Consider the following 23,135-nt stretch of genomic DNA (forward strand, 5'->3'; position numbering starts at 1 on the left):
ACTGTTTCAGGCCTTCTTTTTGTAAAACATGTTGCAAACGGTAGCCTTCTTTCTTGCTATAAAGTAAAGGCTTGCACGCAGTTCTAACGCACACTTTTGCTTCCGTTTGCGCAGGTATCCTAGTTATCGCGCTCAATCAACTGAATGGCCAACTGCCGTAGCAACTCTTTCTTGCTGTTCAGGGCGTTGACTTCGTTTAGATGGTGTAGCGCTTTCTGGAAGTAATGGTTGATTTGGTTATGGGTAGTGCCCTGGATATCCAGTTCGTCATAGATGGCTTTTACCGCCTCCACTTTCTGTTTTTCCTGTCCGTTGGTGGCGGGGCCTTCCCATTTCTTCAGCTCTTTGCGCTGGGTGGCCGAGCAGCGTTCCAGTGCTTTCAGGAGCAGATACGTTTTCTTGTCCGAGACAATGTCGCCGCCTACTCGTTTCCCAAATTTAGCCTGGTCACCGTACACATCCAGAAGGTCATCCCTAAGCTGGAAGGCAATGCCCATGTTAATCCCGAACTCTTTGAGGTGTTTGGCATCTTCTGAGGCCGCGTTGTTCAGCAGCGCGCCCAGTTCCAGACTAAAGCCCAGCAGAACGGCTGTCTTCAACCGGATCATGTTCAGGTACTCCTGGATTTGCACGTCTTGCCGGGTCTCAAAGTTCATGTCCAGTTGCTGGCCCTCGCAGACTTCGGCGGCGCAGGTACTGAATAGCTTCAAGGCGGTGGGTAGTTTTTGGGGCTCAATTCCTAAAAAGCACTCATAAGCCCGTACCAGCATCACGTCTCCGCTTAAAATAGCGGTGCTGGTGTTCCACTTCTCGTGCACGGTGGCCTGGCCTCGGCGGAGCGGGGCGTTGTCCATGATGTCATCATGCATGAGCGTGAAGTTGTGGAATACCTCTACCCCAATGGCGGGCATGATGGCTTTCTCCACATCGTCATGAAAGAGGTAGGCGCCTAATACCGTCAACAGCGGACGTACCCTTTTCCCTCCCAGTTCCATCATGTACCGGATGGGCATGTACAGCTCATCCGGTGTCTGCCCGTATTGCAGCGTGGACAGCTTCTGGTTTATGCGTTCCGAGAATTGTGAGATATCCACAGGAGTTTTTTTTAAGCTACTAGGCAAAAGACCTTAAATTAGATGAAAATGCGGTTTCCTTACTTACCGTCAAAGCTACAGTAAAATAAAGAAACCGCATTTTAGTTTTTATAGGTAAGTTAAAAAAGCGTTTCTGGTCCCTTTTTGTGAATGGAGGCCAAAAACGCTTTTCAGAAGAAATTTACTTTTTCACGGTATCAATCAAAATCAAGTCAATGGTACGCTCCAGTACATTGGCAGCCTTCACTTCCACCATCACCTCATCGCCAAACGAGATAATGCGTTTGTTGTTCTGACCAATGATACGGTAGTTGGCCGCATCCAGTTCGTAGAAATCGTCTTGCAAGTCTGCCAGGCGTACCATGCCCTCGCATTTGTTCTCCTCAATTTCTACGTACATGCCCCAATCTGTTAACCCGGAGACAATGCCTTTGAACTGTTGCCCAATAAAGCCACTGATATACTCTACCTGCTTGAACTTGATGGAGGCCCGTTCCGCATCGGCGGCGCGTTTCTCCATGTCTGAGGAGTGAAGGCTACGCTCTTCAAACTCCTCCTTCTCGGCGGTAAAGTCTTTCTGGCTATACTGGTGAATTAACCGGTGCGCCATCATATCTGGGTACCTTCTAATGGGCGAGGTAAAGTGCGAGTAGTGCGCGAACGCCAGACCAAAGTGTCCTTCCTCCTCGGTGCTGTACTTGGCTTTGGCCATAGTTCTGATAGCCAAACTCTGCAATACACTTTGCTCGGGCTTGCCCAAGGTCTGGTCTGCCAGTTTGTTCAGCTCTTTGGAGATGTCGCGCCCTTCCTCTAAGTCTACCTTGTAGCCAAACCTACGCGCAAACATAGAGAAGTTCATGAGTTTCTCTGGGTCTGGGGCACCGTGGGTACGGTACACCATAGGCAGTTTGTTTTTGCCTCTGCGTTGCTTGTACACGTGCTCGGCTACGTACTTGTTGGCCAACAGCATGAACTCTTCAATGAGTTTGTGCGCGTCTTTCCGCTCTTTCACGTACAGGTGCAGCGGTTTGCCGTTCTCGTCCAGCTTGAATTTTACTTCAATGGTCTCAAAGTTCACTGCCCCGTTTTTGAAGCGGATGTCTTTAAACTTCTTGGCCAATTCGTTCAGCTTTAAGATTTCCTGCGCAAAGTCACCCTCACCGGCCTCAATTACCTCCTGGGCTTCTTCGTAGGCAAACCTACGATCTGAGTGGATGATGGTGCGGCCAATCCAGTAATCATGGATCTTGGCGTTGTCATCAATCTCAAACACCACCGAGAACGTGAGTTTGTCTTCGTGCGGCCGCAAAGAGCACAGTCCATTGGACAAGCGTTCTGGTAACATGGGGATGGTACGGTCTACCAAATACACCGAAGTGGCCCGGCGGTAGGCTTCTTTCTCCAGTTTGCTTTCTGGCTGCACGTAGTGGGTCACATCGGCGATGTGCACGCCTATCTCCCAATTGCCGTTCTCCAGTTGGCGTACGCTGAGCGCATCGTCAAAGTCTTTGGCATCGGCAGGGTCAATGGTGAACGTTGTAATGTCTCTGAAGTCGCGGCGTTTGGCAATTTCTTCCTGGGTGATTTCCTCTGGAATGGCATTGGCCTCCTTCTCCACTGATTCTGGGAATTCGAACGGTAACCCAAACTCGGCCATGATGGCGTGGATCTCGGCGTTGTGCTCACCGGCTGGCCCAAAGACACGGGTGATTTCGCCTGTAGGGCTTTTCTGCGGATCTTCTGGCCACTCGGTGATTTTCACCAACACCTTGTCGCCGTGGTTGGCATCGGCTAAGCCGCGCTCGCCCACAAATACGTCAAAGTACATGCGTTTCATGTCAGGCACTACAAAGCCGTAGCCCTTGGACATCTCCAATCGGCCTACCACTTCTTCGCGCTCGCGTTTGATCACCTCTACCACCTCGCCCTCGGGACGTTCATTGGCCCGGCGGCTTCTGCGCAGCTGCACGCGTACGGTATCACCGTCCATAGCAAACATGAGCCGCTCTACCGGTACGCGGATGTCTTGCTCGCTTTCTTCGCTCACGATATAGGCATGACGGGCATTGGCCAGATCCACTTTGCCTATAATGGTAGGGCCTCCTCTACGCGACACAGTTGCGCTACGCTCAGAATCTCTGCGGCTACCGCGTTCAGGGCGGTCAAAGCTCCGTTCGCTCTGGCCTCTGTACTCTGGGTTTAGGATATAGGAATCATCTGGCAGGAAGATCAGTTCGCCGTTCTTGCTCATCTTCTTCAACAAGCCCGATACTTCCTCACGACCTTCTTTAGCGGTCACCCCCAACCGGCGATGCAGCTGACGATACGTGAATACCTTCTTAGGCTCTTGGCTGAAGATATTTAACAGTACTTCTCTTGACACTTCACCAGCGTTTTGGCCACGGCCACTACGTCTTCCTGAAGTATCCCCTCTTTCACGGCGGGGGGCGCCTTTATCTTTTCTGGTATTGCTAGACCGCGGGGCAGAATCTCTACCGGCACCCGGGCCTCTTCTTTTTCTTTCCATTAATTTCTTTCAATTGTTCCCGGCTTCTGGTTTACAAACCAGAAGCCGGCTGCAGTTTTTATTTCTGCGGTGTTATTCTTTTCTGCTTTCCTTTCTACGAGGGAAAGCCGTTGTACTACTCCTGTTTTTGTACTGATTTCAGAGAACAAGGTAAAAAACACGCTGCTAAGGAATGCTTTGCAAATATACCTATTCGTCTATACTTGCTTTGTACGCATTTCGTTTCTCCTGCACAGCTAAAATGTCTTCCAACTCTTGGGCAGGGATAGCCTGAAGCAATGCTTTAGTGTAAGGCTGCTGGGGAGAGGAGAAAATTTGCTGCGCGGGGCCTTGCTCTACAATTTGGCCTTTGTCCATCACCAACAGGCGATCAGACATGAACTTGGCCACAGACAGGTCATGGGTGATAAAGAGCAGTGTGAGATTTAATTCGCGTTTCAGGCGGTTCAGCAGGTTCAAGACCTGTGCCTGCACCGACACGTCTAGCGAAGAAACAATCTCATCACAGATGATACACGTGGGTTCCAGCGCCAACGCTCTGGCAATGCAGATACGCTGTAGTTGGCCGCCGGAAAATTCATGGGGATAACGGTGAAAATGCTCAGGTAACAGGTTGACGGTTTCCAGTAACTCTAAGGCTCGTCTTTTCCTTTCCTGACGACTATGTAACACCTGATGCACTTGCATGGGTTCCATGATAGCCTCCCCTATTTTCATCAACGGGTTAAGCGAAGCCAAGGGATTTTGGAAGATCATCTGAAAGTCTTTCCGGCTCTTTCTAAGTTCTTCTTTAGGCAAAGTTGACCAATCTTTGCTGTTGAAAATCACCTTACCGGCTGTTGGTTCTATCAACCGCAGCAAGGCCCTACCCAAAGTGGTTTTTCCACAGCCAGATTCACCTACAATGCCTAGCGTCTCTCCGAAGAAAACATCAAGAGAAACTCCGTTTACTGCCTGTATAGCTTCTTTTTTCTGCCAGAAGAACATATTACTTCGGGTAAATTCCACGTAGATATCCTGCACCTGTAAGAGGGGTTCTGGAGAGCTATTCTCATCAGGTTTTTTCAAAATATTCTGGTCTCTTCTTCTCTCTTTATCCACTGGATGCGCGGCGTCATTGGAAGAAGGAACGTTCTGCTTTGGGCCCTCTTTCTCCGGCGCAGCCATAAAGTCTGATATAGTAGGAAGAACCGTAAACTGCGTCTTTAGGGTAGGCCGGCAGGCGAGCAAGGCTTTGGTATAAGGATGCTTGGGATTGGTGAAAATCTGCATGACCGTCCCCCCTTCTACCACGCGCCCCTGGTACATGACTAAGATTCGATCTGCTACTTCGGCTACCACACTTAGGTCATGCGAGATGAACAGCATGGCCATCTCTTTTTTCAGCCGCAGTTCGTTCAACAGTTGCAGGATACTGGCTTGAACCGTTACATCCAACGCGGTGGTAGGCTCATCGGCGATCATCAGGGACGGTTCACAAGCCATGCCCATCGCGATCATGACGCGCTGCTTCTGTCCTCCGGAAAGTTCGTGTGGGTAACTCCTGAAAATTCGTTCGGGCTCAGTGAGCTGCACTAACTTAAAAAGCGCGATAGTGCGGGCATACGCCTCTTTTTTGGAAATAGGCAAGTGGATGAGCAATGCCTCTGCCACCTGTTTTCCACAGGAGATTACAGGGTTCAAAGAAGACGAAGGATCCTGGAAAATCATGGATATCTCCTTGCCTCTTACGTTTTGCAGCTGCTTTTCAGAAAGAGAAAGCAAATCAATGGTGTCTAGCTTAGGGGAGCTAAAGACTGCCGACCCTGAAATAGAGACACCGGCGTTGGGCAACAGCTGCATGAGTGCCAGCGCCGTCACCGTTTTTCCCGATCCCGACTCCCCCACTATCGCGACGGCTTCTCCCTTCCTTATCTCAAAAGAAACATCTTTTACAGCGTGCATCTCTCCCGCCTGCGTCTGGAAGCTTAAGTTCAAGTGATTTACCTGTAGCAAAGGAATTGATGGAGCCATGTAATCTAGGTTGCAGAGAATCTAAGCGGAATTTGAAGGTGTTTACTCTCCTTCTTTTTTCCGATTTCAAGTTGGTAAGAGGGGCTGGCCAACGTCAAAAAGGTAGGCCTCGTTTCTATATAGCGGAAAATTTATTTAAGGACACAACTTAAATAATTAAACCTAAGTATTCACAATACATTTTGCCCATAATCCCGTCTTCTCTTTTTATAGCCGTTTATATGAAACACGTTAACTATCTAAGCAACCGTATGCTCAAAGGCATTTTAGCAGGGTTCTTTCTTCTTTTTACTTTTCAGGGAGCTTTTGCGCAGCACCGTTATCCAAACCATTTCCGGACGGGAGTTGGCTTTGCCTACATTCTGGATGACAACAACAGTGGTGCTTTGTTCTCCCAGCAATATACCCGTGAGCTCACAGACCACTTACATTTTACCGTTTCTGGCGAGTATCTGAGCTCTTCCAGGTATGACAAGCAGATACAGCTTTTTACTTCCAGAAAAGCATTTGTGATGTTTGATGCTTCTTTCTTCTATGATCTTGTTGAAACGGAAAGATACACCATCAAATTTGGCGCCGGACCCGCTATACGTAGACGCTCAGAGTTAGACTTAACAAAAGGAGAAGTCCCTGAAGGCTCCACCACTACTCCGGGCAGAAACCCCGATGAAGTATTTGTGCATGTCAGGGAAAGGGATTTTGGCGGAAAGGCCGTTCTGGAAACAGACTTCTTCAATGACAACCGTCTGTTTTTTGGCGTGCGAGCCTCTGGATATTTTTACAACAAAGGCACTTCCATCTTTGCCGTAGGTTTGAACATGGGCTACTCGTTTTAAGGCTTTTCCCAAAAACCACTTATAAAAGAAGAGGGCTGTCTAAGAAAGACAGCCCTCTTCTTTTATGCCTCTACTATATTGATTTCGTGCTTTTCTTTGGCGGGTGGTTGGTTCAGGAACCGGTTCTGGTTGAAGATGATAATCAGAACACCCAGGAAGATGGCCGCGTCTGCCACGTTGAAGATAGGCCACAAAGACATCGGTGTACCCCCGATGATTGGAACCCAATGCGGTAGAATGCCCTCCCATATGTCAATGTAGAACATATCAATTACCTGACCGTGCAACCAGGGAGTGCTAACGCCATAAGGCGCGTTGTCTAGGAGTACCCCATAGAAAACACTGTCAATCAGGTTTCCGATAGCACCGCCTAGAATTAAACCTACGCACCATACCAAACCCGAATGATACTGGTTCTTTACCAGGTAGTACACTAAATACCCAATGGCTACCATGGCCACCATCCGGAAGACGGTCAGGATAATTTTGCCATATGCCGAGCCTAGTTCCACGCCAAAGGCCATGCCTGGGTTCAGGGTGTAATGCAACTTAAACCAATCCCCGAAAACCGGTATCTGCCCGGGCATGCCCATTTGCATGTTGTTGTGCACCAGCATTTTTACAGCCTGGTCAATGGCGATTACCAGCAAGGCAATCAGGTAATATTTCGTGTACTTCATGAGTATGGTTTTACCTGCTGTTTCAAGCTCTTTTTCTGAAAAGTAGCTTAAAACAGCAGGTGTTCAATCTTCCTTTTTAATCCAGTTTCTGAAGAAACCTACCGAGCTACTTCTAAACGTACTGGCAAACTGAAACCTTCCATGTCCAGCACGGTGGCTTCTGCGTCGGCAAGCGAAAGTACCAACGCCAGCTCCACCGCTTGTACCTCTTCGGAGATATAGCCTCCAAAAGCTTGAACGGCCGCAGCCACTTCTTCATTGCCATCTTGCAGGAACACCCTGATCTTGTCCTGCACATCCAGACCGCTGTCTTTGCGCAGGTTCTGCAGACGGTTTACCAATTCACGGGCGATACCTTCCAGACGAAGCTCTTCGGTGATGGTGATGTCCAGGGCCACCGTCAACGCACCTTCCGATGCCACCAGCCAACCCGGTATGTCCTCAGACATGATCTCCACGTCTTCACGGCTCAGCACAGTAGTGTCATCCTCCACCGGAATCTCGAAAAAGCCTTCGCGCTCCATTTTGGCGATATCTTCTTGACCCATCTGCTGGATTTGGGCGGCCACCAACTTCAGCTTAGGTCCGAATACCTGGCCCAGACGTTTGAAGTTAGGCTTGATTTTCTTCACCAGAATGCCGGTGGTGTCTTCCAGGTACTCCAAGCTCTTCACGTTCACCTCAGAAAGAATCAGGTCTTCCACGGCTTGCAGTTGGGTCTTCATCTTCTCATCTAAGATCGGAATCAAGATACGGCCCAGCGGCTGACGCACTTTGATCATGTGCTTCTTGCGCAGCGAGTGCACCAAAGAAGAAACACTTTGCGCCAACTGCATGCGCTGCTCCAAGTCTACATCAATCAGGTCTGTCTGCACCTCCGGGAATGATTCCAAGTGGATAGACTCCGCTTTGCTGCGGCCACTCACCAGATTCAAGTCCAGGAACAGGCGGTCCATGTAGAACGGTGCAATCGGCGAAGCCAACTTGGCTACGGTCTCCAAGCACGTGTACAGCGTTTGATAAGCCGCTTGTTTGTCCTGGTTCAGTTCGCCTTTCCAGAAACGTTTGCGGTTCAGGCGCACGTACCAGTTGCTCAGCTCATCGGCCACAAAATCCTGGATGGCGCGCGCTGCTTTGGTTGGGTCGTAATCGTCAAAGTAGCCGGCCACTTCTTTTACTAACGTGTTCAAACGAGAGATAATCCAACGGTCACTTTCGGTGCGCTGGGCTACGGGTACTTCTGCGCCTTCAAACGTGAAACCGTCCAGGTTGGCATACAACGCAAAGAACGAGTACGTGTTCTGTAACGTGCCGAAGAAACGGCGCTGCACTTCGGTGATACCGTCCAAGTTGAACTTGAGGTTATCCCAAGGTGGCGCGTTCACAATCATGTACCAACGGGTGGCATCAGGACCAAATCGGCCGATGGTCTCAAACGGATCCACGGCGTTGCCGAGGCGCTTGCTCATCTTGTTTCCGTTCTTGTCCAGCACCAGGCCGTTTGCGATGACGTTCTTGAACGCCACGCTGTCTTCCAGCATCACGGCCAACGCGTGCAGGGTGAAAAACCAACCACGGGTCTGGTCCACGCCCTCGGCGATGAAGTCGGCCGGGAAGTTGGCGTCAAACTTATCTTTGTTCTCAAATGGGTAGTGCCACTGGGCGTACGGCATGGCGCCGGAGTCAAACCACACGTCAATGAGGTCGGTCTCGCGCTTCATGGGTTTGCCGCTCGGGCTCACCAAGATGATGTTGTCTACGTACGGACGGTGCAGGTCAAAGCCTTCGTAGTTGAAATCAGTGATCCCTAACTCTGACCGAGGCTCCTCAGTACCGGTTGGGCTCAGCGCAAACTCGCCGGCAAATTCCAGCAGGGTATTGGTTTGGTGTTCCTCCGGAGTTCCGGTTAATTTCTCGGTTGTCTTCTTGGCTTGACGCAGTGGGTTCTCGGTCATTACCCCAGCCTTGATGCTGCGCTTAATCTCGCGGTCCAGCTCAGCTACCGAGCCGATGCAGATTTCCTCGTCGCCTTCTTCGGTGCGCCAGATAGGCAGCGGCGTTCCCCAGTAGCGTGAGCGCGACAGGTTCCAGTCCACCAGGTTCTCCAGCCAGTTCCCAAAACGGCCCGAGCCGGTTGATTCAGGTTTCCAGTTGATAGTCTTGTTCAGGTCAATTAACCGCTGCTTCACTGCGGTGGTTTTGATGAACCAAGCATCCAACGGATAATACAGAATCGGTTTATCGGTGCGCCACGAGTGCGGGTACGTGTGCTCGTACTTCTCCACCTTGAAGGCTTTGTTCTCTTCCTTCAGGATGATGGAAATGATGACATCCGTGGTTTTATAATCCGGATGGCTTTCATCTTCATTCGTGTAATTCTTTACATAGAAGTCATCGGGCCCAAGCGGCTTATGGGTTTTGATGTTATACTTCGCAACGCCTTCCTGCAACCTTACCCCAATCTCATCAATGAACTTTCCTCTCCTGTCAACAGTAGGGAGCTCATTACCCAACTCATCTTTGATGGTCAGGGCTGGGATGCCGTGCTGTTTGGCTACCCGGAAGTCATCGGCCCCGAAGGTTGGGGACGTATGCACCACGCCGGTACCATCTTCGGTGGTCACGAAATCTCCGGCCACCACCTGGAACGCTTTGTCTGCATCGTAGAACGGCTGCAGATACGGCATCAGTTGCTCGTACCGAAGTCCTACTAATTGCTTGCCCGTGAACTCCTGCACAATCTCAAACGGGATTGCCTTATCGCCGGGTTTGTAGTCAGAGAGCTGCAGGTCTTTGTTCTTGTCTGAAAAATACTTTCCAACCAGCGCTTTCGCCAGCACCACACTCACAGGTTTATGGGTGTACGGGTTGAAGGTATTTATCTGCACATAGGTAATCTTGTCGCCAACGGCCAAAGAGGTGTTGGAAGGCAAGGTCCAAGGCGTGGTGGTCCAGGCCAGGATGTAGACACCATCGTTAGACCCAGAGAAAAGAAAATCTGACTTTGAATCTCTGATGACCTTGAACTGCGCCACGATGGACGTATCCTTCACTTCCTTGTAGCAGCCCGGCTGGTTCAACTCGTGAGAGCTGAGTCCGGTGCCATCGGAAGGCGAGTACGGCTGAATGGTGTAGCCTTTGTAGAGGTAGCCTTTGTCATAGAGTTTCCGGAGCAGGGCCCAATTGGATTCTATGTATTGGTTGTCAAAGGTGATGTACGGTTTGTCCAGGTCTACCCAGTAACCCATGCGCTCAGTAAGGTCATCCCACTGATGCTTGAAGCGCATCACGGTCTCGCGGCAACGGGCATTGTACTCCTCCACCGAGATGGTCTTCCCGATGTCATCTTTGATAATGCCGAGTTCTTTCTCTACCTGCAGCTCAATAGGCAACCCGTGGGTATCCCATCCGCCTTTGCGCACTACCTGAAATCCCTGCAAGGTTTTGTAGCGGCAGAAAATGTCTTTCACGGCGCGGGCCATCACGTGGTGAATACCCGGTGCGCCATTGGCCGAGGGTGGTCCCTCATAAAACACGAAGGTGGGCTGACCCGCCCGGGTCTCCACCGATTTTTCAAAGATGCGGTTCTCTTTCCAGTAGGCTCTCACCTCTTCGGCCAGACCCGCATAGTCTAATTGCTTATACTCGTTGTACTTCACCTTTTTGTCTGTAGGATGTGGTAGGTGTTCTTCAATTTCTAAACTGCATTGTTTTTTGTAAACGTGTTCCTCAAACCCAATGCAGTTAAAATCCTTACGAAGCGAACTACATTTCATGTACTTCGCCTTGCTCAATTAAGCAAAGTTAAACAATAAATATCTTGTGTAGGGAATCCTAGCCTTTTTTCAGTTGTGGCTCAGTTCTTCAAAAATAGACCCTAAATTGAAATTCCTTGAAGACTGCTCATGGATTATGGTTTTCTGTGTTACCGCTATACCACCTATTCAAAAGACCTCGTAATGTCCGGAGGTCCTGCGAGCGTCTGTGCCAATGGTCTTCCCATTTCGCCAATCAGGAGATTGGCTGTCCATTGGTACGTAAAGCACTGACTCTAACTCTAAGCACAACTAAAGAAGAGCAGAAATAGACACCGTTGAAAACTCCTCGTTTTAGGGTTTATTTTCTGAAATCAAGCTAGAAACACAAAATGCAGTTTTTCACAGGATATCTTATTAGATTTCTGCCTTAGCTGATTTAATTCACAGTTTTCTTATCTGCCACATTCCCTTTCTTTGTTTCTTTGCCTGTATACCTATAAACAAAATAGCATGCATTCTACCCAAATCACCTCGGTGAGTTATCAACCGTTGAACTTGCCTCTGATAGAACCTTTCGCCATTGCCACCGGCACGCAGTACCAGGTGGAGAATGTGGTGGTGCAAGTGCAGTTGGCAGATGGAACCACTGGTTTGGGAGAAGCGGCTCCGTTCCCAGCGGTGAGCGGCGAGACGCAGGAAAGCACCTTGGCGGTTCTGCAGAATTTGGAAAAACACCTCATCGGGAAAGACGTCAAGAACTGGCGCACCCTGGCCAAGGAATTAGATAAACTCGCACATGAGGCACCCGCTGCCCGATGCGGATTGGAGATGGCCATTCTGGACGCGCTCTGCAAACATTATCAAATGCCGCTGTATGTTTTCTTTGGTGGAGTGCAGACGCAGTTGGTGACCGACCTCACCATTACCGCCGGTGATGAGGCTCACGCCGCCGCTTCGGCCAAGTCTATCGTGGAACGTGGCTTCTCTATTATAAAGGTGAAGACCGAAGGAGTGGATGTGGATTATGACTTCCGTCGGATTCAGGTAATCCACAACGCTGCTCCGGGAGCAAAACTCATTATAGACGGAAATTGCGGTTATGATTTGACCCGGGCCCAAGCGTTTGTTCACAGAGCAAGCGAAGCTAAAATCCCAGTTATTTTATTTGAACAGCCACTTCCTAGAGAAAACTGGGAAGACTTGGCGGTGTTGGCAACTACCCGTCCTTTCCCCATCGCCGCCGATGAGTCTGCCCGCAGCGCAGCTGATGTTGCAAGGCTTGCTCAGGATAAGAGCGCTTCGGTTGTCAACATCAAATTGATGAAGTGCGGTGTGCTGGAGGCATTGCAGATGGCAGCCCTGGCACAGGTACACGGATTGGGTCTAATGATAGGCGGCATGGTAGAAAGTATTTTAGCCATGACCTTCTCTGCCCATTTTGCTGCCGGCATCGGTAGGTTCGACTACATAGATTTAGATACTCCTTTATTTATAGCCGAGCATCCATTCACTGGAGGTTTTCAGCAAGAAGGAGAGAATTTGACGCTGAGTTCTGAAGTGGCTGGTCATGGAGTTGATCTTGCCTCTCTCCTTTCCTTAGGTAATTCGTTCAAGAATTGAAAAGCTTTTCGGGCATGTTTAGGTAAAAGCATTACCGAAACGCTTTTGATTTATAGCTGGACTCCACTAAAAATTTATATGGTTCAAGTCTGTGACTTGGACCTACTATGACCTGCAGTTTGTAACTGCAGCTAAAGCAAAGCTTTCATTCTCGCTGGCATGAACCGGAGGCTCGCGCCAGCGTTACCTATCTGTATCACCCACAATATATAGTTAAGGAATGACTCTTGAGGCTTACGCCTCACTGCAGTTGCAAACTGCAGACCATAGTAGGTCCAAGTCACAGACTTGAACCATGATTTAGGTTGTGTATAGGTGTGTAATGAAGGAGTAAGTTCTAAACATTGAAAAACCTAAACATCCACGTGGAAAACCCTCTTTCAGGTGTTTTCTTAATCTTGGTTTATCAAACACAAAAACGGCCTCTACATAAATGTAGAGGCCGTTTTTGTGTTTATGAGTTTAGAAGCTGCTTTTGTGAAAGCAGCAGATTTCCACAAGTTAGATTTTCTCGAAAATGCGCTTGAAACTCACAGCATCGCCGATGTACTGGCGAAGTTCTGAGATATGCATGCGTTTCTGCTCGCGGCTATCGCGGTCACGGACGGTGACGGTGTCATTCTCCAGGGTCTCGTAATCTACGGCGATACAGAAAGGGGTACCGATCAGGTCCTGGCGGGTATAGCGTTTTCCGATGGCGTCGCGCTCTTCGTAGATCATGTTGAAATCGAATTTCAGGTCATCGAAGATTTGCATGGCTTTCTCAGGCAGGCCGTCTTTTTTCACGAGCGGGAACACGGCGGCTTTCACTGGGGCAATGGCTGGGTGGAACTTCAGGAAGGTACGGGTCTTGGTGTTGTCGCCTTCGGTGATTTCCTCTTCCTGGTAGGCGTTGCAGAGCGTCATCAGGAACAGACGGTCGGCACCTACGGAGGTCTCTACCACGTATGGTACGTAGTTCCCGAAAGGTTTTCCGTCTTCGTTCAGGTCATTGTCAAAGTACTGCTGCTTTTTGCGGCTCAGGTTCTGGTGCTGCGTCAAGTCAAAATCAGTTCTTGAGTGAATGCCTTCTACTTCTTTGAAACCGAACGGGAACTCGAACTCGATGTCCACGGCGGCGTTGGCGTAGTGGGCGAGTTTCTCGTGGTCGTGGAAACGAAGTTTCTCGGCGGGTACGCCCAGCGCTTCATGCCAGTTGCGGCGCATGGTTCTCCAATGCTGGTACCATTCCATCTCGGTGCCAGGCCGTACGAAGAACTGCATCTCCATCTGCTCAAACTCACGCATTCTGAAGATGAACTGACGGGCCACAATCTCGTTCCGGAACGCTTTGCCTATTTGGGCAATCCCGAAGGGCACTTTCATACGACCCGATTTCTGCACATTCAGGAAGTTCACGAAGATTCCCTGGGCGGTTTCGGGGCGTAGATAAATGGTGCTGGAGTCTTCGGCTACGGATCCTACCTGTGTGGAGAACATCAGGTTGAATTGGCGCACCTCTGTCCAGTTAGAAGTACCTGAAATTGGGCACTTTATGTTTTCTGAGATAATCAATTGCTGCACGCCTTTGAGATCTTCGGCGCCTAGCAAACGGCCCATTTCCTGCAGCAGCGATTGGGCTTTCTCCACATCGCCAGCTTTCTCGTACTCGGCAGCTTTTTCCTCGATCAGAACATCGGCGCGGTAGCGCTTCTTAGAGTCGAGGTTATCAATCATGGGGTCGTTGAACGAGTCTACGTGGCCCGATGCTTTCCAGGTGTTGGGGTGCATGAAGATGGCGGCATCAATGCCCACCACGTTCTGGTGCAGCTGGGTCATGCATTTCCACCAAAGCGTTTTGAGGTTGTTTTTCAACTCCACCCCATTTTGCCCGTAATCATACACGGCTTGGAGGCCGTCATAGATTTCGCTGGACGGGAATACGAAGCCGTATTCCTTGGCATGCGAGATGATATCTTTTAATTGTGCGTTTTCTGTGGGTTTCTCAGTTGTGCTCATGGCCGCAAATATAGAGGTTTCATCGGCACTTTTTCTAAAACGCCGGATGGGTTTGGTTAGAGAAGTACCGCATCTGGGGCGAAAATGTTCTGGCAAGATGCCTGATTATAAGGGGAGTTAACGGCTTGTTCGTACTTTTGCCTTGCTAAAAATACGTAGAGGTAACATTCCTTAACAATTCGGTAACATTGGAAGGTGTTTTAACCTTTACTTTTGGCAGCTTTTTTCTCACCTATACTATATTATGTTCGGATTAGAAACTGATCTACTGATCTTGCTGGTAATTTGCTTGCTGGCCGCTTGTGCATTTGAATTTGTGAACGGTTTCCATGATACGGCCAACGCCGTGGCCACCGTTATCTACACTAACACCCTTCGCCCCTGGGCCGCCGTGGTTTGGTCTGGCTTCTGGAACTTCATCGGGGTTTTTGCCGGTGGAATTGGCGTGGCCATGGGTATTGTGTACCTCCTGCCCATCGAGACGCTTATTGACCAAGATGTCTGGCACGGCATTGCCATGATTGCGGCTTTATTGATAAGCGCCATTATCTGGAACGTGGGTACCTGGTACTACGGTCTTCCTTCTTCTAGTTCGCATACGCTAATCGGCTCCATCCTGGGACTAGGGATCGCCTATTCGCTTCTGCCTTCTACCACCGAGGCTACCTTTGCCTGGTCAGAAGCCACTAAAACCGGTATGTCTCTCCTGGTGTCTCCTTTCCTGGGCTTCACCTTAACCGTTTTCCTGATGTTCCTTTTGAAGCGGTTTGTGAAAAACAAGACCATTTTCAAGGAGCCGCACAAACGCAAGGCCCCACCTCTTTGGATCAGAATCATCCTGATCATCACTTGTACTCTGGTTTCTTTCTTCCACGGATCCAACGACGGCCAGAAAGGCGTGGGTCTGGTAATGTTGATTTTGATTGCCATTGTTCCTTCTTATTATGCCTTGGACCGCGACAAAGATCCGGCTGGTTTATTGGGCTCCGTTACCCAAGTAGAGCAGGTATTGACCAAGGTAGACAGCACCCTTTTATCTGCCACCGATGCCAAGCAGTTAAGCCTGCTGAATGCTGAGACACGCGAAATGAGAAGTCTTCTTACCGCTAATCCATCTACCGAAGCTTTACCTAAAGACAGCCGTTTCCTGTTGCGCCGTGATATCCTTTTGATCACCAAAGGCACTGATAAGTTGATGGAAAGCCAAGACATCACGTTAAGCCAACGTGACCGTGACCAATTGAAAGCTGGGGTAACCGGCTTGCGTTCTTACACAGATTACGCCCCTAACTGGGTGATCATGATGATTGCGCTTTCCTTGGGAATTGGTACCATGATTGGCTGGAAACGCATTGTGAAAACCATTGGCGAGAAAATTGGAAAGGAACACCTTACCTACGCGCAGGGTGCTTCGGCTGAGTTCATGGCTGCCAGTGTGATTGGTTTCTCTACGTTTGTGTTCAAACTGCCCGTAAGTACCACCCACATCCTTTCTTCTGGTATTGCCGGTAGTATGGTGGCCAACCGCGGGATCAAAAACCTGAATGCCGGCACCATCCGGAACATTGCCTTGGCCTGGGTATTAACCCTTCCGGTTTCCATGTTCCTTTCCGGAACGTTGTTCCTGATCTTCCGCTGGATGTTTGCCTAGAACTTAATCTAAACTATAAAGCAAAAGAGCCGCTTCAGAAATGAGGCGGCTCTTTTGCTTTATAGGGCCTTGGTTTGTTTTTTAGTGGGGATGCTTTTTTTAGGTTGTTTTAAGCCCACGTTGGAAAAACGAAGGTTAAACCTTCTCTACCTTTTGGCTCATCAGCTAGAAAATGGTTCTGTGTCTAGCTTGCAGATTTGCTGTTATTCACCTTGAGGTATAATCAAGGATTGTGAAAAGCCTTTTGCTGTTTACAGACCTTTTAGAGGGTGCAGGTAGGTGTAAGCCCTCAGAGTTCGTTATTTGTGAGCCGATGTCATGGTGGCGTTAAAAAGGCCCTCTCTCAGGGGCTTCGTAAAGGCTGTTCCACGCAAAAGCCCGTGGAACCCCTGAAATGAACCGCATGAGAATTCAATATTTGGAAATAAGCATGCCCTTGCCATTGAATTCCGCCGGCTTTTTGAGGCTAGTTTTAGGTAAATAGAATGGAAACGGCTCCTTAGCTTGGGCTTAAAAACAGAAAGAACCGCTTGAGGCGGTTCTTTCTGTTTAGTTGATACTGTTTTCTAGAATTCAACCAGTGCTTAGCCTTGTTTTGGCCAAAGTACTTCCAGGTTATCGTCCATGTGTACGCCGAAGTTTACGGCTAACAGCTTGCCTTCTTCAAAGTACAGGTCGATCATTTCCTTCTCGTAAGAAAGACAAGTCACGTTGTTCTCTATTTTCTCTTTCTCTACGTTCTGCACGCCTTGCTGCTTGAACAGGTCTTCTACTTCCTGCTGGCTCATTTCGAAGATCTTCTTCCCAAACAGAGTCACGTTAGGGTTGGCGGTTTCTATGCAGCTCAGGCGATAGTCGTCTTCTTTGTCAAAGTAGAACGAGAAGCCGCTGTCCCAGTAGTTCCAGGCCTTGTGCTCAAACTCGTCTTCCTCGTCTGACTCTTCTACTTCCTCGGGCTCGCCCATGATCTCCTCTACGTCGTCCATGCTCAACCCGAAGTGCAAATCGCCTATTCCGTACCCTAGCTTTATCTCGTTGTCAAATTGTTCTTTGTCCTGTTCCATAGTTTCTATTAGTTATATGGTTCCGTTTCCGGGTTTATTTTCCTAAAACTACTCAAAAATAGCCGGTCTTCCACATTTGGCCTTCTCTTGGCTCCCTTCCTGAAAAATCGCGCCGCGCCCCAGCTCCCCCTTCTCATTCCTGATTTTTCGGCTTTTCCCACTTTTCCACGGAGTCAACTTGATATCTATTATAAAATGATTTTTTCTTAAAAAGAATCTTGTTCGTCATTAGGGCTGTGCAGAAGTGGATAAGATTTCTTGTCCCCACGTTTTCCCCGGCGTTCTGAAATATCCTCTCAGTAGTCCCACTTATTCTCCTACGGCTGTGGATTCTTTTTTCGTCTCTGTCAAGCACTTACGTGGGCTTTCCACTTCTTCACACTTAAACCGGGGGAAAAGCCCTAACGTTTATACTCACGTGCATAACTTCCCGGGATTTCTGTTTTTATGAACGCTCACCCACAATTAGGTCTCTGAACGTAGAAATTCTGGTTTTGGGTTTTCTGATTATCAGACTTGCGCCGGTTTTATCCAGATTCTTGTCCACAGTTATCCACCCGGTTTCCACGCTAGAATTCTATGGTTTGGGTCTCAATTTCCCAGTTAGCCCTGATCTCCCAGACTTCCTTGGGAAGAACCACTGGCTCTGGCAATCTCCGCTCGCTCAACAGCCCGTTGTCCCACTTTCCGTTGCCATTGCTGTCTACCAGAATCCTGATTTGGTAAGATCCTGGCTTCAGGTCATCCCAAAGAATGGTTTTTTGGTTCTTCGTTTCCTGCACCACGGCGTTCTGGCTAAGGAGCTGCACAATGAAGTTTTTCTGTTTGGTGGAAAGCACCACCTTCAGGCTGCCGGCATCTACTTTATCACTTACCTGTAGGTTCTGCGGCATTTTGCCATACGGATCCCCGATGTAAGGCAAGACCTTGGTGGTATCCATGTTCACTTCAATCTGCTGTTTGGCCACCAGGGGCAGTCTGAATGTTATCTGGGTGGTCTCCGGATTAAACCGGAAATCAGAGGTGTCTTTGGTGGTGACGGTGGTGGCAGAATCCAGTACAAAGGAGAAGGCACCCACTGGGTCCACCACTTTGGTAGGCACTTCAAACTGCACTCTGATCTGCTCGCCGGGTTTCACGGGTGAGCCGTTAAGTACCATAAAGCTATTGTTTCTGCGAGGTGCCGCTTTTCCGCTGAGGCGCACGGCCACGGTATCCAGTTTCACATTGCTGGCGCTGTCTTGTACCTCCACCAGCCATTGCTTCTCATCGGGGCGGCCAGGGAACAGGCGCAGGGTTTTCCCATTATTGGCAATGAGGTATCTCATGTTGGGATCTTTGTCCGGAGCAGTTACCGTGGCTTTCGCGATTCCCTCGTTGTACTCTACTTCATACATGTTGAGGAAACTTCTTCTGGAGACTACTTTGGGCCTGGTAATGTCCTGGGTGTGCAACTGTAGCTGTATCTCGGCGGCAGACGGCTTTACTTTAATGGTGTCTGTGGTATAGGCGATGTATTCTTTCTCGTTGTCATACCGCAGGTTGTTGTTCGTTTCGGTTAGGCCATAGATAAAATAGTCGCCTTCCTTGATGTTTCTGAACGCGAAGTTTCCCGTGGAGTCGGTATTAGTTACGTACAGCGGGCGGCCTTTGGTCACCTGTGAGGTGTCTGTGACTGGGTAGAGCAACACGTTTACCTCCTTGGGCGGAGTGTTGCTAAAAACTAGGTTGGCCCTTCCGCTTACCCTTCCTGAATCTAGCAAAGGCCCGGTACTAAAAGTGATGACAACGTCTCTGGCTGGGTTCTTCTCTGTGATGTCTGCCAAGCTGTTTCTGAAGTTTAAGCTGTAGGTGGTATTCTCTTCCCAAGGCTTGGAAAAAGTGAGTTCTACCCTGCCATCTTTCACCCGGCTTTTATAAGTGTTGTCTGTTAATGGCGCAATGATGAGCTGCCGGGTTAAGTCAACGGTTTGAATGGTCTCATCAAATTCCAGGATAATCTCCTCTGGTTTCACGTTGGTTTGTCCGTCTCTTGGATAGCTCATGACCAATTTTGGCGGAGTAACATCTTTGGCTCCCCCCTCGGGGCTGCTGATGCTGGCGCACCCACTCATGAACAGGGCTAACCCTGCGAGTGCGTTTGTAAGCTGTTTTTTCATTTTTGGCTTTAAAATGGAAATGACCTTACAGTGTGAACTGCAAGGTCATTACGCTTAGTGTATCTGATTATTTTTCTGGGCGATGAAGATTTGGCTGGAATAGGAATTATCATTCTTGGCTCCATGCAGGTTAGACCTGAAACCCGTGAAAAACGAGTCCAGCATTTTGGTTTGCCCGTGCTTATACTTTTCACTTAGGATGCTCACGTAATAGGAATCCCACTTCATAGGCAACACTTCTTTCAAATCCAGTTTGTGCTTTCTGAGAAGCTTCTGCATACTGGCTTTGTTGAAGTGGTACAGATGGCGAGGTACGTCATACGCGGCCCAGTCTGCGCCATACTTTTTGGCGTCATATGAATCAGCATTCGGAACGGCGATGACCAGGTGCCCTCCTTTTTTAGTTGCGTTCACCAAGGTTTTGAGGGTTTCATTCAATTGGTGGATGTGTTCCAACACGTGCCACATGGTCACCACTTCAAACGTTTCCTGACCCAAATTCTCCAAAGAACCTTGATACAACGGCTTGCCTATCTTTTCCTCGGTTTGTTTCCGGGCTGCCTCGTTGGGTTCTACTCCTTCTACCGTCCAACCTTGTTTTTGGCAGGCCTGCAGAAAGTAACCCACTCCGCAGCCGTAATCCAGAATCTGGCCTTTGTTCCCCAACCGATTCACCAATTCCACCTTGTTCTTGACGGCCATTGACCGGACCAACCGGTAGGTTTTGTTCAGCAAACCTTTGCTGGTGTCTGAATGGGAAATGTATTCCTCAGAAGCATAGTAAGGTCCTATGCTTTCTTCGGGCGGACGTGGGTTCGTGAACTTGAGCTGGCAATTGAGGCACTGCACAATCACGAAACTCTCTTGGCTGACGCTCTTGTCTTGTACTACTAGAAAATTCTTAAACTCTGTTTTGGAACAAATGGGGCAATGGTCTAGCCGTTCGTAGCTCATTCTATTTTCCTAAATATACCATCAGGATGGAGATATCTGCGGGAGATACGCCACTGATGCGCGATGCTTGTCCTAAGGTTTCTGGCTGGATTTTAAAAAGTTTCTCGCGGGCCTCGTTTGAAAGCGCAGTAATGGCTTTGTAGTCCAGCCGGTCTTTGATGCGATAGTTCTCCAGTTCCTCCATTTTAGAAGCCATCTGGTTTTCTTTCTCAATATAGCTCGCATATTTCAAAAGAATCACTGCCTGTTCCAAGCTATCAGGTAAATATTTACTCAGGAACAAGTTCAGGCTTTCTGAGGATTGCATCAAGTGTTCCAGTTCCACGTTCGGGCGCTTCAACAAATTGCCGGCTTTGGCTCGCTCGCTGATAGGAGCAGATTCCAAAGAAAGCAGCAAGGCATTCACTTCTTCCGGCTCAACTCCTTTTTGCTGCAAATACGTGAGTACTTCTTGTGTCTCCTGCTTCTTACGATTCACTTTCTGCAGACGCTCTTCTGAGGCGAGGCCCAGTTGATAGCCTTTCTCCGTTAAGCGAAGATCGGCGTTGTCCTGGCGCAACAAAATTCGGTGCTCCGCACGGGAGGTGAACATCCGGTAGGGCTCGTTGGTACCTTTATTCACAAGGTCATCAATCAAAACACCTATGTAAGCCTCTGATCTTTTGAGAACGAACGGTTCTAAATTATGCACCTTGTTATGGGCGTTAATTCCCGCCATAAGGCCTTGACAGGCCGCTTCCTCGTATCCGGTGGTACCGTTAATTTGCCCTGCGAAGTAGAGGTTATCCACCAGCTTTGTCTCCAGAGTCAGGTTCAATTGAGTAGGTGGGAAGAAGTCGTATTCAATGGCGTAACCTGGCCGGAACATCTTCGCGTTCTCAAATCCTGGGATCTCACGCAACGCTTTTAGCTGCACATCTTCCGGTAAGGAGCTGGAGAAACCGTTCACGTACACCTCTACTGTACTCCATCCTTCTGGTTCCACGAAGATCTGGTGTCGGTCGCGTTCCGCAAAACGGTTAATCTTATCTTCAATGGATGGGCAGTAGCGCGGACCTAATCCTTGGATTCTTCCCTGGAACATAGGTGATTTTTCAAACCCGGTTTTCAGGATTTCGTGAACTTTAGAATTGGTGTAGGTGATATAGCAGCTTCTTTGTTTCTCAAGTGAAGGCGTATCTGTGTAAGAGAACTTGGAAGGATTCTCGTCTCCCTTTTGTTCTTCCATTACGTCATAGTTCAGACTACGTCCGTCAACGCGTGGAGGCGTTCCGGTTTTCATACGTCCGGCTTCAAAGCCTAAAGACACCAATTGCTCGGTAATTCCCTTTGCTGACTTTTCGGCGGCTCTGCCGCCGCCCAATTTTTTCTCACCAATATGGATGATGCCGTTCAGGAAGGTACCATTGGTTAAAACAACAGCGTTAGCTTTGATCTCAATACCCAGGCTGGTCTTCACTCCTACTGCTTTACCATCTTCCACCAGGATTTCAGAAACCATCTCTTGCCAGAAGTCTACATTAGGCGTTTGCTCCAAGGCTGTTCTCCATTCCTCAGCGAAACGCATGCGGTCGCTTTGGGCACGGGGACTCCACATGGCGGGGCCTTTGGACATGTTGAGCATCCGGAACTGGATCATGGTTTTATCCGTGATGATTCCGCTCATTCCGCCAAGGGCATCTACTTCTCTTACAATTTGCCCTTTGGCTACGCCACCCATGGCTGGGTTGCAAGACATTTGGGCAATGGTGTTCATGTTCATGGTTACGAGTAGTACTTTCGATCCCATGGTGGCGGCCGCATGTGCTGCTTCGCACCCGGCATGTCCCGCCCCAACTACTATTACATCATAACTTGTGAACATAGTGTGGATTAATGTGATGTTTCACGTGAAACATTGTTGATAAGTGAGGATAACTAGAGAAAGAGGTGTTTACAACTTGAGGAGCTCTAAACACTCATTTTCTTTGGAACGCATTAACTGCTTCTTTTCTGGTGTTTTATCATCAAAACCAAGTAAGTGGAGCAAGCCATGCGCCATTACCCGGTGAAGCTCTTCTTCTGGGGTAATGTTGAAAGTGGCAGCATTGTCCACAATGCGGTCTATACTAATGAAAACATCACCTTCAATAACTCCCTCAAAGTCGGAATTATCAAAGGTGATGACATCAGTGAGCGTATCATGCTCTAAGTATTCTACATTCATCTGATGAAGATATTCATCGGAACAAAAAATGTAGTTCAAAGATTCTAATTCGAAGTCATATTTCGAAATTATTTCCAAAAGCCACGTTTTGACTTTCTCTTCGTTTTTAACCTCAAATTCTACCTCCTCGGTAAAGAACTCAATGGGTAGTTCCTGCATTCTCAATATTGAAAGTTAAAGAAACCGTACGGCCATCATTGCTGAAAGAGACATCGTCGCAGAGGTTACGCATTAAGAAGATACCTCTCCCGCCGGGATTCTCCAGGTTTTCTGGGGCAGTGGGGTCAGATAAGGTCTCTGGGTCAAATCCGTTTCCTTCGTCCTGTACTTCAAAGCGCAGTTGGTTGGGCTCTACAAAAAGAGAAAGATAGACGTTCTTATCTTTATCAAACTTGTTGCCGTGTCTGATGGCGTTGTTCACAGATTCCGTCACGGCAACCATGATATTACCATAGATGTCATCTTCAATCTGAAATTTCTCCCGCGAGTTGTCAATGAAGCTCTCCACGATACGGATATTCTCAATGATAGAAGGAATCTGAATTTTTACTTGATTCATAATATGTTTACTATAT

15 protein-coding genes are annotated in these 23,135 nt (G+C 48.7%); 3 read left to right on the forward strand and 12 right to left on the reverse strand.

Features of this window, described 5'->3' with window-relative positions:
* Positions 1–119 precede the first annotated feature (119 nt).
* The 3 genes from ACW9SV_RS07395 to ACW9SV_RS07405 all read right to left on the reverse strand — a co-directional run bounded on the left by ACW9SV_RS07395 (position 120) and on the right by ACW9SV_RS07405 (position 5,634).
* A complete protein-coding gene (locus ACW9SV_RS07395; RefSeq protein ID WP_479556099.1) occupies positions 120–1,094 on the reverse strand; it encodes a polyprenyl synthetase family protein in 975 nt (324 codons plus the stop codon).
* 181 nt (positions 1,095–1,275) lie between these two features.
* Complete coding sequence (rnr, locus tag ACW9SV_RS07400) at positions 1,276–3,621, reverse strand: ribonuclease R (protein WP_479556100.1); 2,346 nt, start codon at positions 3,619–3,621, stop codon at positions 1,276–1,278.
* Between the two features lie 189 nt (positions 3,622–3,810).
* Entirely contained in the window at positions 3,811–5,634 is a 1,824-nt protein-coding gene (locus ACW9SV_RS07405; RefSeq protein ID WP_479556101.1) for an ABC transporter ATP-binding protein, read from the reverse strand.
* 221 nt (positions 5,635–5,855) lie between these two features.
* Between ACW9SV_RS07405 and ACW9SV_RS07410 the strand changes: the two genes are divergently transcribed.
* Positions 5,856–6,470: a hypothetical protein gene (locus tag ACW9SV_RS07410; protein ID WP_479556102.1), complete on the forward strand. Its 615-nt coding sequence runs from the start codon at positions 5,856–5,858 to the stop codon at positions 6,468–6,470.
* A 62-nt stretch (positions 6,471–6,532) separates the two neighbouring features.
* On the opposite strand, the gene ACW9SV_RS07415 is transcribed toward ACW9SV_RS07410, so the two are convergent.
* Both ACW9SV_RS07415 and ileS read right to left on the reverse strand, forming a co-directional pair.
* Complete coding sequence (locus ACW9SV_RS07415) at positions 6,533–7,150, reverse strand: lipoprotein signal peptidase (protein ID WP_479556103.1); 618 nt, start codon at positions 7,148–7,150, stop codon at positions 6,533–6,535.
* Positions 7,151–7,248: 98 nt separating this feature from the next.
* Positions 7,249–10,809: an isoleucine--tRNA ligase gene (ileS, locus tag ACW9SV_RS07420; protein WP_479556516.1), complete on the reverse strand. Its 3,561-nt coding sequence runs from the start codon at positions 10,807–10,809 to the stop codon at positions 7,249–7,251.
* 609 nt (positions 10,810–11,418) lie between these two features.
* On the opposite strand from ileS, the gene ACW9SV_RS07425 reads away from it, so the two are divergent.
* Positions 11,419–12,528, forward strand: coding sequence for a dipeptide epimerase (locus tag ACW9SV_RS07425; protein ID WP_479556104.1), 1,110 nt, complete (start codon positions 11,419–11,421; stop codon positions 12,526–12,528).
* A 501-nt stretch (positions 12,529–13,029) separates the two neighbouring features.
* On the opposite strand, the gene ACW9SV_RS07430 is transcribed toward ACW9SV_RS07425, so the two are convergent.
* Positions 13,030–14,526, reverse strand: a complete 1,497-nt coding sequence (locus ACW9SV_RS07430) for a glycine--tRNA ligase (RefSeq protein ID WP_479556105.1) — start codon at positions 14,524–14,526, stop codon at positions 13,030–13,032.
* A 244-nt stretch (positions 14,527–14,770) separates the two neighbouring features.
* On the opposite strand from ACW9SV_RS07430, the gene ACW9SV_RS07435 reads away from it, so the two are divergent.
* Positions 14,771–16,177, forward strand: coding sequence for an inorganic phosphate transporter (locus ACW9SV_RS07435; protein WP_479556106.1), 1,407 nt, complete (start codon positions 14,771–14,773; stop codon positions 16,175–16,177).
* A 584-nt stretch (positions 16,178–16,761) separates the two neighbouring features.
* Here ACW9SV_RS07435 and ACW9SV_RS07440 read toward each other — a convergent pair.
* From ACW9SV_RS07440 to ACW9SV_RS07465, 6 genes are all read right to left on the reverse strand, one after another.
* A complete protein-coding gene (locus ACW9SV_RS07440) occupies positions 16,762–17,241 on the reverse strand; it encodes a hypothetical protein (protein WP_479556107.1) in 480 nt (159 codons plus the stop codon).
* 569 nt (positions 17,242–17,810) lie between these two features.
* Complete coding sequence (locus tag ACW9SV_RS07445) at positions 17,811–19,400, reverse strand: Ig-like domain-containing protein (RefSeq protein ID WP_479556108.1); 1,590 nt, start codon at positions 19,398–19,400, stop codon at positions 17,811–17,813.
* A gap of 54 nt (positions 19,401–19,454) precedes the next feature.
* Positions 19,455–20,354, reverse strand: a complete 900-nt coding sequence (locus ACW9SV_RS07450) for a class I SAM-dependent methyltransferase (protein WP_479556109.1) — start codon at positions 20,352–20,354, stop codon at positions 19,455–19,457.
* A gap of 1 nt (position 20,355) precedes the next feature.
* Positions 20,356–22,218, reverse strand: a complete 1,863-nt coding sequence (mnmG, locus tag ACW9SV_RS07455) for a tRNA uridine-5-carboxymethylaminomethyl(34) synthesis enzyme MnmG (protein WP_479556110.1) — start codon at positions 22,216–22,218, stop codon at positions 20,356–20,358.
* A gap of 69 nt (positions 22,219–22,287) precedes the next feature.
* Complete coding sequence (gene ybeY, locus ACW9SV_RS07460) at positions 22,288–22,719, reverse strand: rRNA maturation RNase YbeY (protein WP_479556111.1); 432 nt, start codon at positions 22,717–22,719, stop codon at positions 22,288–22,290.
* Positions 22,700–23,119, reverse strand: coding sequence for an ATP-binding protein (locus ACW9SV_RS07465; RefSeq protein ID WP_123127003.1), 420 nt, complete (start codon positions 23,117–23,119; stop codon positions 22,700–22,702). The genes ybeY and ACW9SV_RS07465 overlap by 20 nt, the downstream gene beginning before the upstream one ends.
* Positions 23,120–23,135 lie beyond the last annotated feature (16 nt).

The organism is Rufibacter sp. JT20002 (genome assembly GCF_056491185.1).